The 15,202-nt window shown below is 70.3% G+C and carries 16 protein-coding genes, 1 pseudogene and 1 riboswitch; of the genes and pseudogenes, 9 read left to right on the top strand and 8 right to left on the bottom strand.

What is annotated here, in order from left to right; all coding sequences use genetic code 11:
* Window positions 1-10 precede the first annotated feature (10 nt).
* A complete protein-coding gene (locus tag OG226_RS47710; protein ID WP_329352738.1) occupies window positions 11-691 on the bottom strand; it encodes an SDR family NAD(P)-dependent oxidoreductase in 681 nt (226 codons plus the stop codon).
* 206 nt (window positions 692-897) lie between these two features.
* Window positions 898-1,560 (bottom strand): ScbR family autoregulator-binding transcription factor, encoded by a 663-nt coding sequence (locus OG226_RS47705; RefSeq protein WP_329352737.1) that lies wholly within the window; start codon window positions 1,558-1,560, stop codon window positions 898-900.
* 181 nt (window positions 1,561-1,741) lie between these two features.
* On the opposite strand from OG226_RS47705, the gene OG226_RS47700 reads away from it, so the two are divergent.
* The 3 genes and pseudogenes from OG226_RS47700 to OG226_RS47690 form a co-directional block, all read left to right on the top strand.
* Window positions 1,742-2,638 carry a ScbA/BarX family gamma-butyrolactone biosynthesis protein gene (locus OG226_RS47700; protein ID WP_328685764.1) on the top strand — a complete coding sequence of 299 codons (897 nt, stop codon included), beginning with the start codon at window positions 1,742-1,744 and terminating at the stop codon, window positions 2,636-2,638.
* 151 nt (window positions 2,639-2,789) lie between these two features.
* Entirely contained in the window at window positions 2,790-3,185 is a 396-nt protein-coding gene (locus OG226_RS47695; RefSeq protein ID WP_329352736.1) for a DUF6086 family protein, read from the top strand.
* A pseudogene (locus tag OG226_RS47690) lies at window positions 3,182-3,469 on the top strand (hypothetical protein); the annotation flags it as partial. The gene OG226_RS47695 and the pseudogene OG226_RS47690, both read left to right, overlap by 4 nt.
* An 11-nt stretch (window positions 3,470-3,480) precedes the next feature.
* Here OG226_RS47690 and OG226_RS47685 read toward each other — a convergent pair.
* The 4 genes from OG226_RS47685 to OG226_RS47670 all read right to left on the bottom strand — a co-directional run bounded on the left by OG226_RS47685 (window position 3,481) and on the right by OG226_RS47670 (window position 5,748).
* Entirely contained in the window at window positions 3,481-3,612 is a 132-nt protein-coding gene (locus OG226_RS47685) for an LLM class flavin-dependent oxidoreductase (RefSeq protein ID WP_329352735.1), read from the bottom strand.
* The gene (locus tag OG226_RS47680; protein ID WP_329352734.1) at window positions 3,600-3,830 is read right to left on the bottom strand and encodes a hypothetical protein; all 231 of its coding nucleotides are present in this window, start codon (window positions 3,828-3,830) and stop codon (window positions 3,600-3,602) included. The genes OG226_RS47685 and OG226_RS47680 overlap by 13 nt, the downstream gene beginning before the upstream one ends.
* A 427-nt stretch (window positions 3,831-4,257) precedes the next feature.
* Window positions 4,258-4,698 carry a MerR family transcriptional regulator gene (locus OG226_RS47675; RefSeq protein ID WP_329352733.1) on the bottom strand — a complete coding sequence of 147 codons (441 nt, stop codon included), beginning with the start codon at window positions 4,696-4,698 and terminating at the stop codon, window positions 4,258-4,260.
* Window positions 4,699-4,728: 30 nt separating this feature from the next.
* Window positions 4,729-5,748, bottom strand: coding sequence for an MDR family NADP-dependent oxidoreductase (locus OG226_RS47670; RefSeq protein ID WP_329352732.1), 1,020 nt, complete (start codon window positions 5,746-5,748; stop codon window positions 4,729-4,731).
* A gap of 172 nt (window positions 5,749-5,920) precedes the next feature.
* Window positions 5,921-6,034, top strand: a riboswitch (SAM riboswitch).
* A 33-nt stretch (window positions 6,035-6,067) separates the two neighbouring features.
* On the opposite strand from OG226_RS47670, the gene OG226_RS47665 reads away from it, so the two are divergent.
* From OG226_RS47665 to OG226_RS47640, 6 genes are all read left to right on the top strand, one after another.
* Complete coding sequence (locus tag OG226_RS47665; protein WP_328685759.1) at window positions 6,068-6,193, top strand: putative leader peptide; 126 nt, start codon at window positions 6,068-6,070, stop codon at window positions 6,191-6,193.
* Window positions 6,194-6,430: 237 nt separating this feature from the next.
* The gene (locus tag OG226_RS47660; protein WP_329352731.1) at window positions 6,431-8,050 is read left to right on the top strand and encodes an ABC transporter substrate-binding protein; all 1,620 of its coding nucleotides are present in this window, start codon (window positions 6,431-6,433) and stop codon (window positions 8,048-8,050) included.
* A gap of 3 nt (window positions 8,051-8,053) precedes the next feature.
* Entirely contained in the window at window positions 8,054-9,013 is a 960-nt protein-coding gene (locus OG226_RS47655; protein ID WP_329352730.1) for an ABC transporter permease, read from the top strand.
* Window positions 9,010-9,972, top strand: coding sequence for an ABC transporter permease (locus OG226_RS47650; RefSeq protein WP_329352729.1), 963 nt, complete (start codon window positions 9,010-9,012; stop codon window positions 9,970-9,972). Before OG226_RS47655 ends, OG226_RS47650 begins: the two co-directional genes overlap by 4 nt.
* A complete protein-coding gene (locus tag OG226_RS47645) occupies window positions 9,954-11,684 on the top strand; it encodes an ABC transporter ATP-binding protein (protein ID WP_329352728.1) in 1,731 nt (576 codons plus the stop codon). Before OG226_RS47650 ends, OG226_RS47645 begins: the two co-directional genes overlap by 19 nt.
* Window positions 11,681-12,694, top strand: coding sequence for an LLM class flavin-dependent oxidoreductase (locus tag OG226_RS47640; RefSeq protein WP_329352727.1), 1,014 nt, complete (start codon window positions 11,681-11,683; stop codon window positions 12,692-12,694). Before OG226_RS47645 ends, OG226_RS47640 begins: the two co-directional genes overlap by 4 nt.
* A gap of 308 nt (window positions 12,695-13,002) precedes the next feature.
* Here the strand turns inward: OG226_RS47640 and OG226_RS47635 are convergent, their stop codons facing one another.
* Window positions 13,003-13,716: a response regulator transcription factor gene (locus OG226_RS47635; RefSeq protein WP_329352726.1), complete on the bottom strand. Its 714-nt coding sequence runs from the start codon at window positions 13,714-13,716 to the stop codon at window positions 13,003-13,005.
* Between the two features lie 336 nt (window positions 13,717-14,052).
* Entirely contained in the window at window positions 14,053-15,081 is a 1,029-nt protein-coding gene (locus tag OG226_RS47630; protein WP_329352725.1) for a LuxR C-terminal-related transcriptional regulator, read from the bottom strand.
* Window positions 15,082-15,202 lie beyond the last annotated feature (121 nt).

Raw genomic sequence — 15,202 nt, 5'->3', positions numbered from 1 at the left:
CCTGTCCGGACTACGCGCCGTAGGCCGGCACGATCGCTCCGCCGATGTCCGTCACGAGGCCGTCGACGAGGAAGGCGATGATGTTCGCGATCGCCTCCGGCGGGACGGCGTGGGCCAGCGCCTCCGGAGCGAGCACCGCTCGGTTCCTGGCCGTGTCGAGGAGTTGCGGCGCCACGGCGTTCACGCGGATACCGTCCGGGCGCAGCTCCAGGTCGAGGATGCGGACGAGGTGGTTGAGCGCCGCCTTGCCGAGGCTGTAGGCGGCCATGCCGGCGGTCGGCTCGCTCGCCGGCCGGGCGGACACGTGCACGATGGCGCCCCCGCCGCGTCGGCGCATGTACGGCGCCACGGCCTGGCTCAGCCACAGCGCGGCGCCGAGGTTGACGTCCAGCATGACCCGCAGGTCCTCGGGAGTCGCGGCGAGTGCCTCTCCCGGGCGGAAGGCGCCGAGGGTGTTCACCAGTACCTCGGGGGGTCCGGACTCGGTGGCGATCCGGTCGACGACGTTCCTGGCCACGACCGGGTCGGTCGCGTCGCCCACCACGCGGTGGATGCCGTCGGGCAGTTGGTCCAGCGCCTTCTCCGTACGGTCGACCGCCGTCACGCTGAACCCGGCGTTCGCGAGGACCAGCGCCGTGGCAGAACCCAGGCCACCGCCCGCACCGATCACCACCGCCACTTGCTCACTCATGAGACCGCCTCCTTGCCGGGCGTTGCCGAAGTCCCTGCACCCCAGGTTTGTCGTAGGGCAGGTGAGCGGTCCTCACCGGATTCCGGTGATCTGTTGGAGACAGGCGGGGCACGTCGACGGAGGCGCGCGGAGAGGAGGGGGCGACGACGGCCGCGGAGAGCGGCAACGCCTCAGTCAGGCAACGGCAGTTCAGAACGCGCGCTCGTTCACTTCATACTCGGCTCGGGCCACCCCCGCGTGGCCGCCAGCAACGTCCTCGCCCCCTCCAGGCACTTCGCCGGATCCACCGGCGCCGCCTGCAACCCCGGCAGCAGCATCATCCACAGGTCGCTCACCGCGTCCTCGATGTTGCGGCGGTCGTCCAGTGCGTCGGAGACGGTGTGCACCCCGAAGAAGCTGGAGACGAGGACGCGTGCGGCGCGCTCGGCATCGACGCCGGGGGCGAGTTCACCCGCTTCCGCGGCGGCGGTGAGCATGTGGGCGGCGGCGTCGATCCACCCCACGAAGGGCCGGGGCAGGGAGACGGGGATGGTTCTGCGCTCGCTCCAGAGTCTGTTGCCGGCGCGGACGATCACGTTGTCACGGAATTCCCGGGCCACGGCGAGGCTCAGACCCACCAACCGGTCGAGAACGGGACCCTCCTCATTTTCCCAACGCTCCACATACCGCGGCCATTCGGCGAAATGGACTTCCAGGACACCCCGGGCCAGCCCTTCCTTGCTGCCGAAATGGAAATAGATCGCCCCGCTGGTGTACCCGCTCGTACGCACCACGTCGCTGATGCTCGTACCGACGTACCCATGCTGTTCGAACAGCACCGCGGCCGTCGCCAGAACAGCCCGTCGGGTGGCTTCCGCACGTTCCTGCATATTCTCGGTCGTCCCTGTCCTGCGTGCCGGATCGTCTTTTCCGGTGAATCTAGCCGACAGGCAGCCGTTTCCCGCACCGATGCCAGGGAACCATAGCTTCTATTATTTTATGACTGAATCACCTTTTCTCGCACCTCCCGAAGCCGACCCGGAAGAGCTGACGCTGAGCTGGGACAGTTGCGTGTCCAGGACTCTCGTACACCGGAACGCGGTCGCCGAAGTCCTGCTCACCGATGCCCGAGCGCTGCCCGACGGCCGTTTCCTCCTCGCGGCGCAGTGGCCACGCTCGTATGCCACGTCCGCTACGTCGGATATCGGCTCCGGTTCCGGTATCGGTTCTGGATCTGGCGACCGGCACGATCCGATGCTCGCCGCCGAGACCATCCGTCAGGTCGGCCTGTACATCTGTCAGCGCTTCCTCGGCGCACCGAGCACGAGCAAGCCCATCATCAGAAGCGTCGGCTTCCGGCTCGACAACAGCGCGGAGCCGGTGGTCGGTTACGGCGCCACGGACGTACTGTGCCGGGCCGAGGTGCACGACGTACGCAATATCGACGACGTTCCCTGGCCGGTCGCACTGAACGTACGGATCCAATTCTCCGCCGCCGGGCGGGAGTTCGGCTCGGCCTTCGGACGCGTCCGCGTCCTGTCGGAGGAGGAGTACGAGGCATTCCGCGGCCCGAACGCCGCCGCCGACCCCGTACCGGACAACGCGCACGCGCGCCCGTCACCCGCCGAGGTGTCGGTCCCCTCCCCCGGCGATGTGATGCTGGTCCGCGCGCCCGCCGGAACCGTGTTGGTGGCACCGGCCGACCTGCGCCACCCCCGCTTCTTCGACCACCCCAGCGACCACGTACCCGGCATGGTCCTCCTGGAGGCGGCCCGCCAGGCGGCCTGCCTGGCTGGAGCTTCGCCAGGCCGCCTGAACGGCTGCCACATGCAAGCCCTGCGCTTCACCGAGTGGAACGCACCCGTCCAGGTCGAATGCGGGCCGGCCGAGGACGGCTGGGCCTTCCAGATCACTCAGAACGGCGATACGACCGCCTCCGGCACCCTGTCGTTCGCGACGAAGGGGTAACTCACCCTCAGGGTCGCGACTTGACGTCCCCTCCACTCAACTGACCCACATTTCCTCACCCGTTGTCGACCTCCGATGGACGCCTGTTCGCTCGAAGGACGGGCGCCCATCGCAAAACCCAGCAGGCACCGCCAGGCACCGAAATACCCAAGTGCCCACTACCCACCGGAACTTCCGGTCGAACGGTACCGGGCGCCTCTTCCTACGCCGGCTTCAGCTCTTCGAGGCGGAACTGAACCTGCCCTCGGGAATAGGCCAGGGCAGGCATTGGGCCGATCCGGGCACACTCGAAGTCGATTCCGCCGCCTACGCGGAGTTCGTACACGCCCTGGTCGCCTGGCACTGCCGGACAGGGCACTCCGTTATCTTCGCGCTCTCCGAGGGCGGAACCGAGGTGGAGATCCCCGAACCGGAAGCCGACCACGTCGGTGGTCGAGTCCAGCGCGACGTACAGGTCCCCGGCAACCCCCGGACCACGTCAGCCACCGTCGTCGTCACGGGGCTGGACACCCTGGCACGGGAGATGGATCGCTCGATGGCCCGTTGAATCTCACGCCCTTCCCCGATCGCGGCGCCCGACTGCCGAAGGCCCACCTCCATCTTCATCTCGAAGGCGCCATGCGCCCCGCCACCCTCGCGGAACTGACGGGCGAGCACGGCGAACAACCGCCGGGCTCCGGCGGCTTCACGTCGTTCGAGGACTTCATGTCCATGGATCAAGTCGCTGCCAGGCTGGTGCGCGAGGGCCCCCGGGAGAACCTTCTGCGACTGGTGCGCGAAGTGGTCGAGGATGCCGCGGCAGACGGAGCGGTATGGATCGAGCCGCACGTGAACCCCCTGACCTACGAGGACGATCCGGGCGCGGCGTGGTCAAGGGTGCCGAACAGCCGGGCCAGGTTGAACGGGGGGTGGAAGGTCGTGGAGACCGTGGCGATCAGGCCGATCCGCGAGGTCACCTGGCTCAGGGCGGACACGAAGACCAGCGGCTCCTGCGAGCCGATCGCCCCTGGGCGTCGAAGCTGAGCAGATCCGCGGTGAACAGTGCGTCGATCCTCGCCGCCTCGGCGAGCTTCGCGACCCGGACAGCGGTGTCCAGCGTGGACCGGGTGGGGTCGACGGCCAGGTCGTAGGTCTCCGAGGTGCCGCCGGCTCCGGTGACGGTTTTCAGCGTTCGGGGCTGTTTCGCGCTCATGACTCGTCCGTTCTCGTCTCACCGGTGCCGGTGTCGTCGCGGCCGGTGGCGTGGTGGGGTGACGGAGTTCCCCGGGTACGGGCCGACGCCCGGACACGCGAGGTCGAAACCGGTCAGGCGCGAGAGAGGCGCGGGCCTGCCGGGAGAGAGCCGGAGGGACCGGTCAGCGACAGAGCGCGGTGTGGGTCCGGCACAGGTCGACGTGCCGGCGCTTCGTGCGGACCGGGAGCAGAGCCGCGGTGCGGACCGGACCGAGGGGTGATGTCCTCACGATGACTCCCCTCCGTCCTGACGTCGGCAACCTGCGGCGCCTCGGCGCAGGGGCACTCCGGGCTCGCGTCCGGCGCCCGCCGGGCACGCGCATGATCTCCCGGCGCCGCCCGGCGCCGCAAGCCCGCCTGTGTGCGGACCTTCGGCGGCGGCCGTGTCAGGAACCGGCGGGGGCATCGCTCATGGGGACGTCCAGGCCGATGAGTTGGCCGACCAGGACACCGAACCGTACGTCGAGCCGGTCGGCCAGGCGATCCCGTACCTCCGTCAACCCCCGGATGCGCGCGTCGAGTTCGGCCAGTCGCCGGAAGGCCACCTGAGGGACGACGCACGTCTCCGCGTACGGCCCCGTGTGGGCCGCCGGCACCTCCGGGCGGCCGGGCAGCGCGTCCAGGATGTCGATGAGGAGCCGCACGTCGCCGATGGTGAGGCCGGAGTCCAACAGCTCGCGGACGGCGTGGAGTCGGCGTACGTCCTCCTCCTCGTACTCCCGCTGTCCCGACGCCGTACGCCGAGCCGTGATCAGGCCGCGCTGCTCGTAGTAGCGCAGGGTTCGGGTGGTGACACCCACGGCCGCCGCCGCGTCGCCGATGCGCATTCCGTCCTCCGGAAGTCGGGTGGCCGACGACTACAACTCCACGACCACGCTGCCGATGTGGTGTCCTTCGAGCAGTTCCATCAGGGCCCGGGGTGCCTGGTCGATTCCGGACAGGCGGGTGTGCGGGACGGTGACCGAGCCCTCGCGGAGCCAACGGCCGAAGGTCTCCGGGTATTCCGTCAGCGCGTCCCGGTGGCGCGCGCCGCTGATGCCGCGGAGCTGGATCCCGCGCACGATCAGCGAGTACGTGTCGATCTCGACGGGCGCCGTGTTCTCGCCCGGGATCTGCGCGGAGAGCGCTCCGATCAGCCCCACTCGGGCACCGGGCCGGGCCAGGGCGAGCGCGGCCCGCAGTTGCTCACCGCCGACGTTGTCCACGACCGCGTCGATGCCGTCCGGGGCCGCCTTGCGCAGCTGTTCCTCGATGGGTTCGGCTCCGCGTAGCACGACCGCGTCGTAGCCCAGTGTCCCGACCAGGTAGTCGGCCTTGCGCTGTGAACTGGTGCTGCCGATGACCCGGGCGGCTCCGCGCAGCCGGGCGAACTGCCCGGCCAGGGTGCCGAGTCCGCCCGCCGCGCCGGAGACGAACACCGTGTCCCCCTCGCGTACTTCGGCGCCCCGGACGACGCCGATCCAGGCCGCCGGTCCCTGCGAGAGGTATGCCACGGGGTCCGGCAGAACCGTCAGGTCGACGGGTTGCACCGCGTCGGCGTCCACCACGGCGTACTCGCGGAACCCCGCCCAGTGCGACACCAGATCGCCGGGGCGCGGGGTCCCGCCCTCGGGGGCCGTGACCACCTCCCCGACGGCCGGGGCCGACAGCGGTCCGCCGACCTCGAACGACGGCAGGGGCAGCCCCGCCTGTTCCCCCATCAGCGTGCGCAGTGACGCGGCGACGCCCATCAGGCGGTTGCGGACCAGCAGTTGCCCGGGTCCCGGTTCCGGGACGGGGACCTCCGCCACGGTGAAGTGGCGCGATTCCAGGGCACCTTGGGGACGGGAGGCGAGTCGGACCTCGCGGTGCGTGGCGGGGATGTTCGACGGAGGCATCTACGGGCTCCTGGCGGGTCGTTGACGGCCGCACACCGTGTACGGCGCCCACCGACGTTAAGAGTTGACGCGCACGTCAAGGTCAAGTCGGGCTGGGCCGCCCGGTCGATCTCCCTCGTCGCGCCGGACCCGCCATTGACGTACGACGACGTCGCTCCGTACGATCGCGACCGGCATCGAGTGTCAGCGTCAAGCCCTGGCTTGCTGACCGGCAACCCTCCGACGCGGTGGGGTGCTCCAGGTGAAAGCCCGGCAGGATCACCGACGATCCCTGCAAGCGCGGGGCCCTTGGCCAGGGTCGGAGACGGGGAGGACGGTCGTGCGACACAGCAGTGACCCGAGCGTCTCCGTCGCCTCCCTGACGGCCGCGACCGTCTTCTCCCGGTTCTCCCGCCGCCGCCACATCGACCTGCAGCGCTTCACCAGCTGTCTGTGTCGCGCCTGACCGCCTTGACCACGTCCGTCTGACGTCCGTCGCGGCCCGCAGGCATTTTTCCGCAGCCTCTCGCGGTCCTGTCCGTGTTCACGGACGGCATCCGCACCCGCCGCGCCCCCCTTCCCGCTTGACCCTCCAACTGCACTGCCCGTCAACGGCGTTGAGCCGACCGGAGCGGCGCGCCCGTGTGCGCGGCCGTGATCCGCGGGCACCCCATGCGTAGTGACACGAGTAGGAGCACTCTCCGTGAGAGCACATCCGGACATCCGCCCCGCCCGATGGACGGCACTCACCGCCCTCCTGACCACCAGCATCCTGCTGACCGCCTGCGGATCGGGAGGCGGCGGCTCCGACAGCGGCAGCGGCCAGGCCAAGTCCGGTGGCACCCTGACCTTCGCGGTGGGCTCCGACTCCGGTTGCGTGGACCCGCAGCAGGTGGGCAGCAACGACACCATCTACTCGGTACGGCAGCTCGTCGACTCTCTCACCGACCAGGATCCCAGGACCGGCAAGATCGTGCCGTGGCTGGCGAAGAGCTGGGAGGTCAGCTCGGACGCGACCACGTTCACCTTCCACCTCAGATCGGGTGTCACCTTCAGCGACAGGTCCAAGCTGACCGCGCAGGTGGTCAAGGACAACTTCGACGCGGTGCCGAGACTCGGCGCGCTGGGAACCCTCGCCGAGGGCTATCTGAGCGGCGTCAAGAGCACCACCGTGGTCGACCCGCTCACCGTCAAGGTGACCTTCCAGCAGCCCAACGCCCAGTTCCTGCAGGCGACTTCGACTCACTCGCTGGGCATCGAGTCCTCGGCGAGCGTGCAGAGGACCCCGCAGCAGAAATGCAGCCAGGGAGTGGTGGGGTCCGGGCCCTTCACGCTGAAGAGCTATGTGCAGAACCAGTCGATCACCCTGGCCAGGCGTACGGGTTACGACTGGGGTTCCTCCCTGTGGAGCAAGAAGGGCGAGGCGTATCTGGACAAGCTGGTGTTCAAGGTGGTGCCCGAGGCGGGTGTGCGGGCCGGCGGCCTCCAGTCCGGGCAGGTGGACGCGATCAGCAGCGTCGGCAAGGCCAACGAGGCGGCGCTGAAGGGCGGCCAGGTGGCCCTGGCCCGACGGGCCAATCCCGGTGCGGTGTTCAACCTGGCGCTGAACAACTCCCGGCCGGTCCTCAAGGACATCAAGGTGCGGCAGGCGATCGAGTACGCCGTCAACCGGCAGGAGATCGCCGACACCGTCTTCCCGACCGGCACCCAGCCGGCCACCAGCATCCTCGCGCGCACCACACCGGACTACGAGAACCTGGGCGCCGACCTGTCCTTCGACGCGGCCAAGGCCAAGTCCCTGCTGGACGCGGCCGGTTGGAAGACGGGCAGCGACGGCATCCGTGAGAAGGACGGCAAGAAGCTGAGCCTGACCGTCAAGTGGTTCGCGAACTCGGCCACTAACCAGCCGGCGCTGGAGCTGATCCAGCAGCAACTCAAGGCCGTCGGCGTCGACATCGCACTCAAGGAGCTGCAGATCTCCCAGGTCGCGACGGTGCAGCAGAGCGGTGACTTCGACGGACTGTGGGGCAACCTCACCCGGGCCGACCCCGACATCCTGCGCACCCTGTACTCCACCAAGCTGGCCAACGCCTACCGCCTCCCGGCGGGTCCGCTGGACACGGCGCTCACCCAGCAGGCGGCCACGACGGACGCCGCCAAGCGGAAGGAACTGGCGGGGCAGGCACAGCAGTTGATCGTGCAGAACGCGTACGTCGTACCCGTGGTGGAGCTGCAGACCCAGCTCGGCGTGTCGAAGAAGGTGCACAACCTGGACTTTGACGCCTCCAGCCGGATCCAGCTGCACGACACCTGGATCGGCTAGCGCATGCGCCGCTATGTGATCAAACGCGTCGCGCAGGCGATCGGCGTGCTGTGGGCGGCGTACACGGTGTCGTTCCTGGTGCTGGACTACCTGCCCGGTGACCCGGTCTCCGCGATGGCCGGGGCCGGGGCGGACACCGGGCAGGTCGATCCGGCCCAACTCGCCGCGCTGCGCCACCAGTACGGCTTCGACAAGCCGGTCCTGGTGCAGTACGCCGAGTACCTCGGCAAGGCGGTCCGCGGGGACTTCGGCGACGCGGTCTCCACGGGCCGTCCGGTGACCTCGACGCTGGCCGACGCGCTGCCGCAGACACTCCAGTTGACCGGTGCCGCGCTGCTGCTCGCGGTGGTCCTCGGCGGCGGCCTGGCCGTGCTGGCGACCTACACCTCCCAGCGCTGGCTGCGCCAACTGCTGCTGTCGCTCCCGCCGTTGGGGGTGTCCGTCCCGACGTTCTGGACCGGTCTGCTGCTCGTCGAGATGTTCTCCTTCCGGCTGCACTGGTTCCCCGCCTTCGGCAACGACGGGCTGCGGGGGCTGGTCCTGCCGGCCGTGACCCTGGCGATCCCGACCGGCGCGCAGGTCGCCCAGGTACTCGCCAAGAGCCTCCTCACGGCGCTGGACCAGGCCTATGTGGAGACCGCCCGCGCCAAGGGCGCCGGCCGCTGGCGGGTCCATCTGCGGCACGCCCTGCGCAACGCGTCACTGCCGGCGCTGACGGTCGTGGGGCTGCTGGTCGGGCAGTTGATCGCGGGGTCGGTGGTCGTCGAGACGGTGTTCTCGCGTGACGGCCTCGGCCGGGTGACGGCCGCCGCGGTCACCGCCCAGGACATCCCGCTGGTCCAGGGGGTGGTGGTGTTCGGAGCGCTGATCTTCGTGGTGACGAACCTGGTCGTCGACCTCGTGTATCCGCTGCTGGACCCGCGGATCGTGATGGCCTCGGGCCGGAAGGCGGTACTCGCGTGAGCCAGGAACTGATCGACGAAGCCACCGGCGCCGCACTCGGCCTCCCGGCCCGACCGGCCGAACCGGCAGGCGGCCCCGAACCGAACGGCGGCTCCGGACCGGACGGCGGCTCCGGACCGGGGCGCCGCGTCGACCCGCGGCGCGTCCGGAGGTTCCTGGTGCGCCGCCCGGGTCTGCTGCTGTCGGTCCTGATCGTCGTCCTGGTGGTGCTGGCCTCCTTCTGGCCGGACCTGTTCACCTCGAAGGATCCGCTGACAGGGGTGCCGTCGGAGAACTTCCGCGGCCCCAGCGGCGCGCATTGGTTCGGCACCGACGAACTGGGCCGCGACGTGTTCTCCCGGGTGGTCCACGGCGCCCAACTCTCCCTGAAGGCAACGCTGATCGCGGTCGCGGTCGCCTTCGTGATGGGCAGTCTGATCGGTCTGGTCGCCGGGTTCGTCGGACGCTGGGTCGACGACGTGCTGATGCGCTTCGTCGACGTACTGCTGTCGATCCCGGCCCTGTTCCTGTCCCTCGCCCTGGTCACCGCGCTGGGCTACGGCACGGTGAAGGTGGCGGTCGCGGTCGGGATCGCCAGCGTCGCGAGCTTCGCGCGGGTGACGCGGGCGGAGGTGCTGCGGGTGCGGCAGGCGGTCTTCGTCGAGGCGTCGCGCTCCTGCGGATCCCGCTGGTACTCGGTCCTGGGCCGGCATGTCCTGCCCAACGCGGCGGGCCCGGTGATCGTCCTGGCCACCCTCGACTTCGGCTCCTCGATCCTCGCCGTGTCGGCCCTGAGCTTCCTCGGCTACGGCGCCCCGCCCCCGGCGCCGGAGTGGGGCACGTTGATCTCCGACGGCCGCAACTACCTCGCCAACGCCTGGTGGTTGACGGCGCTGCCCGGACTGGCGATCGCCGCGACCGTGCTGGCCACCAACCGCATCGCACGCGCCCTGGACGGCGAATGGGCGCGGCAGCGATGACCGACCGTGTGACGAACGACCCCGGAACGGGTGAGGACTTGACGACAACACCGAGCACCGGACCGAACGGGCAGGGGGCATTGGAGATACGCGGCCTGTCGGTGTCGTACCGCACCCGCGGCGCCACCGTGCAGGCGGTGCGGGACGTCGACCTCGACGTGCGGCCGGGTGAAGTGACCGCCGTGGTGGGCGAGTCGGGGTCCGGCAAGAGCACCACCGCACATGCGATCACCCGGCTGCTGGCACCGAACGCCTCCATCGACAGCGGCACGATCCGCTTCGGCCGGCACGACCTCACCACCCTGTCCGAGGCGGAGCTGCGCACCGTGCGCGGCGCAGGGATCGGCCTGGTCCCCCAGGACCCGTCGGTGTCCCTCAACCCGGTCAAACGCATCGGCGAACAGGTCTCCGAGGTCCTGCGCATCCACGGGCTGGCGACCCGGCGTTCCGCCCCGTCGGAAGCGATCGGCATCCTGGACCGGGCGGGGCTGCCCGACGCGGCCACGCGAGCCCGGCAGTACCCGCACGAACTCTCCGGCGGCATGCGGCAACGCGCCCTGATCGCCGTCGCCATCGCCGCGAACCCGAAGCTGATCATCGCCGACGAGCCGACCAGCGCGCTCGACGTCACCGTGCAGCGCGTCATCCTCGACCATCTCCAAGGCCTCACCGAGGAGTTGGGCACGGCGATCCTGCTGGTGACCCATGACCTCGGTGTCGCCGCCGACCGGTCCCAGCGCCTGGTCGTGATGTCGCGGGGGCGGGTCGTCGAGGCCGGTCCGACCCGTGATGTCCTCGCCGACCCCCAACACGCTTACACACAGAGGTTGTTGGCGAGCGCGCCGAGCCTGGCCACCGCTCGTGCGAGTTTCCCGGCCACCGCGCCCGCGGCCACCGAGGGGACTCCGCTGGTCGAAGTCCGCAACGCGGTCAAGGAGTTCAGACTCCCCCGCGCGGACGGCGAGTCCCGCATCCTGCGCGCCGTGGACGACGTCAGTTTCACCCTGGACCGCGGCCGGACCCTGGCGCTGGTCGGCGAGTCCGGCTCGGGGAAGTCCACCACGGCCCGGCTGGTGCTCCGCCTGACCGACGCGACCGACGGACGCATCCTCTTCGACGGCGCCGACGTCACGACCGCGCGGGGCTCGCAGGCCCGCCAACTGCGGCGCCGTGCCCAGCTCGTCTACCAGAACCCGTACGCCTCCCTCGACCCGCGCTTCTCCATCGGCGAGGTGATCACCGAACCGCTGCGCGCGTTCAGGGTCGGCGACCGCGCCTCCCGCCTCGAACGCGCCCGCGACCTGCTCGACCGGGTCGCGCTGCCCGCCTCGACGCTGGAGCGCCGTCCGGCGGAGCTGTCGGGCGGGCAGCGCCAGCGCGTGGCGATCGCCCGTGCCCTGGCCCTCTCACCGGATCTGGTCGTCTGCGACGAGCCGGTGTCCGCGCTCGACGTCTCCGTCCAGGCCCAAGTCCTGGACCTGCTGGCCGAGTTGCAGGCCGACACGGGAGTGGCGTACCTGTTCATCTCGCACGACCTGGCCGTCGTACGGCAGATCGCGCACGAGGTGGCGGTCATGCGGGCGGGTCGCATCGTGGAAGTGGGCGCGCCCGAGGACCTCTTCACCCACCCCGAGCACGAGTACACCCGCGAGCTGCTCGCGGCGATCCCCGGCCACCGGGACGACCACGACCTGAGGACACGGACCGCATGACCCTCACCTCCCTCGCCTTCCTCACCCCGGGCAACTTCGCCGACGACGACCCCTACACCGGCCTGGAGGAGACGCTCCAACTCTTCGAGTACGGCGAGCGGTTGGGCTACGACGGCGCCTGGATTAGGCAACGCCACCTCGAACACGGCGTCGGCTCGGCCGCGGTGTTCCTGGCCGCGGCCGGACAGCGCACCGAGCGCGTCGAGTTGGGGACCGCGGTCATCCCGATCGGCTACGAGAGCCCGTTCCGCCTGGCCGAGGATCTGGCCCTGGCCGACGTACTCTCCCGCGGCCGGCTCCAGGTCGGCTTCTCCACCGGCATGCCGCACGCCGACATCCTCGGCGACCTCGTGCACGACGGCGACTGGCGCTCCTTCGACCTGTCCTACGGCCGGGTCGCCCGCGTCGTCGACAACCTGCGCGGCGACTTCCTCGGCGGCCCGGACACGGTGATCCAGTCGCCGGGCAACACCCAACGACCACGCCTGCAACCGCACAACCCCGGTCTGGTGGACCGCATTTGGTACGGCGGCGGCAGCCTGCGCTCGGCTCGCTGGGCCGGCGAGAACGGCCTCAACCTGCTGTCCGGCAACATCGTCACCGGCGAGGGCACCGACGACTTCACCACGGCCCAGTCGAACCTCCTCGCCGAGTACCGGCGCCTCCGGTCCAGCGCCCGCGTCGCGGTGGGCCGCGTGATCGTGCCCTTCGACAGCGCGGACCGCGCCACCCGCACCCGCTACCAGGAGTACGCTGCGAGCCGCCAAGCCCGCACCTTGGCTCCCCAGGGCCCGAGGCGGACCCTCTTCGCACCGGACGTGGTCGGCACGGCGGACCAGATCCTGGACCAACTCAGCGCGGACCCGGTCGTGTCGGCGGTGTCGGAGCTGCGCCTTGAGCTGCCGTACGAGTTCCGCCGCGAGGAGTACGAGCAGATCCTGCACGACGTACGCCACCTGGTCGCACCCGAACTGGGCTGGCGCCCGGCGCGGTTGGAGGCGGCGCGATGAGTTCCGTACGGCTGGAGGCGCGCACCCGGGAGTCGGTCCCCGACGGTCATCGTTTCGCCGAGGGCGCTCCGAGGGTGTCCGCTCCGCTCGGCACCGAGTCGCCCTGACGACCGCGTCAGGGCGACTCCCGGGCAGGGCTGGTACCGCAACGGTGCTCACGGCACCACGTTGACCAGTGCGGACCCGTGGACCCCGTGGCCGGGACACGGACAGGACACCTGACCCAGGTACCCGGGGCGCGCGGCGCCCTACCGTGGCGGCCCGTGGGCGACGACATCTCCGGCCCACGCGGTCCCGCATTCGCCCCGTCAGACACCGAGCCCCGCGTCCCGGGACCGCATCGCCGCCTCCACCCGGTCCGCCACCCGGAGCTTGCCGAACACCCGGGAGACGTGATTGCGCACGGTCTTCTCCGACAGGACCAGCTCGCGGGCGATACGGCGGTTGCTCAGGCCCCGGGCGACCAGGTCGAGCACTTCGCGCTCGCGTTCGGTGAGATCGGGAAAGGCGGCCCGGAAGGGCAGTTCATGGACGGCGGAGAAGTAGCGGCCGAGGCGGTCGGCCACGGCCGCGCTGAACACCGCTCCGCCCTGCGCCACCGTGCGAACGCCCCGCACCAGTTCCTCGCCCGGAGCACCCTTGAGCATGTAGCCCCGCGCGCCCGCCCGCAGGGCGGCCACGACCGCGTCGTCCTCGGCGGACCCCGAGATGAAAAGCACCCGCGGTGCGTCGGGCCCGACAGGTGCGTCCGCGACAATGGCCCGGGTCGCCTCGATACCGGAACAGCCCGGGAGCAGCAGGTCCATGAGGACGACATCGGCGACCACGTGACCGTCCCGCAGGGCCACGACCGCCTCCTCCCCCGTGGCCGCTTCGCCCGCCATCTCCAGGTCGGCCGCGTCCTCCACTACCTGCCGCACTCCGGCCCGGAAGAGGGGGTGGCCGTCGACGACGAACACCCGCGCCGTCACGGCCGCCGCCGTGATGTGGCCGCTGCTCCTACGAGCGTCGACTTCCGCCACTTCACCGATTCCAGCACCCGCATGGCATCCCCCGTGCTCGGCCGTCCGTTTGTCAATTCGTTCATCTATCAATGGCTTCAGAGCAATAAGTGCTCATGAGTCCATTCTTGGTGCGATTGAAATCAGTTTCGCACCGTGCCAGACGGCACGGAATCACTTCAACGTGGGTCGAAGCGACATGCGGTTCAGCCGGGAGGAGGACTCCGGCGGTCGCCTTCGGGACGAAGGTCGCGATGGCCAGGACCATGGTTCTTCGGCTGGGCCCGTGCTGAAGTCCGCCACACCCGCTGTCGCTCCCGGCCCGGCGCCGAGCCGGGAGTGTGGCTTACGCCCCGGCTACGCCGCCGTCCGCTCCCCGCCCCGGCCGCGTTGCCCGAGCACATAGCCGGCCTGGAGGCGCGTCCTGGCTCCCAGGGCGTCCATGAGCTCGGCGATGCGCCGTTGGCAGGTGCGCAGGGAGATGTCCAGTCGCCGGGCGATCACCTTGTCCTCAAGGCCGTTGAGCAGCATGCGGAGAATGGCCTCGTCGATCAGGGCCGAGGTGGAGCGGGCGCTGTCGTGGTCGTAGCTGCCGTCGAAGGGCCGTGCCTCGTCCCACGCGCCGCTCAGGGTGCGCCGTAGGGCCGCGACCACGGACTGCTCGCGCACGACGCTGAGGCCGGGACCGTCCGCGACGGGGACCACGGCGACCTCGGCGTCGACGACCAGCAGCCAGGCCGGGGCATGGACGGCCGTGCGCACCTGCCCGCCGTCGGCGATCAGCGTCTCCACCCGCTCGCGCACCCGGACGTCGAACCTGGCCGCCTCCGGCAACAGCACCCGGAGGAGTTCGGAGCGCGTCCCCGCGCTCCGCAGCCACGCCCCGCGGTCCAGGTCCGCGGGTTCCTCCCAGGGATCCAGGGCCGGGAGGGAGAACAGGATCTCCCGCTTCGCCTCGACCGTGATCGTGGTGAGGACCCCCCGGGCGGCTCTCGGGTCGTCGACGCGCTGCACGTGCGGATGGTGCGGCTCGCTGGAGAAGTTGGCCTGGTAGAGCGGCAGCAGGCTGTGCATCTGCTGCCGCAGCCGCTCCAGTTCGTGCTGCCGCTGGCGCAGGGCCTCGTCCTGCACGGCCAGCAGTTGCAGCGAGGCGGACATCGGGTTGACGGCGACATAGGCGTAGGTGCAGCCGTGGACCAGATGCAGGAGCCGCAGCCGGAGGAGACCCTCGATGGCCGCGGCGGCCTCCGCCTCCGAGATGCCGAGTTCCCGTACGCAGCGTTGGATGTCGACGTATTCGCTCCGCAGGGCGAGCGTGTACACGTCGCTCGCCGCGGTGCCCGCCTGTGGGACGTCCGGCAGATCCGTTATGCCGTCGAAGCTCACGGTTCGTCTCCCCCTCGTAATCGTGCCTGACGCAAGCCTGTGGCTGCCCGGCCAAGGCTTCCACCATGGATTCTTCAACAGGAACAGATCAGGTGCCGAACCCTTGCCCGCTTTGTTCACC

The organism is Streptomyces sp. NBC_01261, from assembly GCF_036226385.1.
Classification (GTDB): Bacteria; Actinomycetota; Actinomycetes; order Streptomycetales; family Streptomycetaceae; genus Streptomyces.
The sequence above is the reverse complement of the archived record's forward strand: the minus strand, read 5'-3'. Positions and strand labels throughout refer to the sequence as shown.

Bases quoted from the DNA above. Each gene is read 5' to 3' on its own strand.
- OG226_RS47710 (WP_329352738.1), bottom strand. From the start codon at position 691: ATGAGTGAGCAAGTGGCGGTGGTGATCGGTGCGGGCGGTGGCCTGGGT.
- OG226_RS47705 (WP_329352737.1), bottom strand. From the start codon at position 1,560: ATGCAGGAACGTGCGGAAGCCACCCGACGGGCTGTTCTGGCGACGGCC.
- OG226_RS47680 (WP_329352734.1), bottom strand. From the start codon at position 3,830: ATGAGCGCGAAACAGCCCCGAACGCTGAAAACCGTCACCGGAGCCGGC.
- OG226_RS47675 (WP_329352733.1), bottom strand. From the start codon at position 4,698: ATGCGCATCGGCGACGCGGCGGCGGCCGTGGGTGTCACCACCCGAACC.
- OG226_RS47670 (WP_329352732.1), bottom strand. From the start codon at position 5,748: ATGCCTCCGTCGAACATCCCCGCCACGCACCGCGAGGTCCGACTCGCC.
- OG226_RS47655 (WP_329352730.1), top strand. From the start codon at position 8,054: ATGCGCCGCTATGTGATCAAACGCGTCGCGCAGGCGATCGGCGTGCTG.
- OG226_RS47645 (WP_329352728.1), top strand. From the start codon at position 9,954: ATGGGCGCGGCAGCGATGACCGACCGTGTGACGAACGACCCCGGAACG.
- OG226_RS47640 (WP_329352727.1), top strand. From the start codon at position 11,681: ATGACCCTCACCTCCCTCGCCTTCCTCACCCCGGGCAACTTCGCCGAC.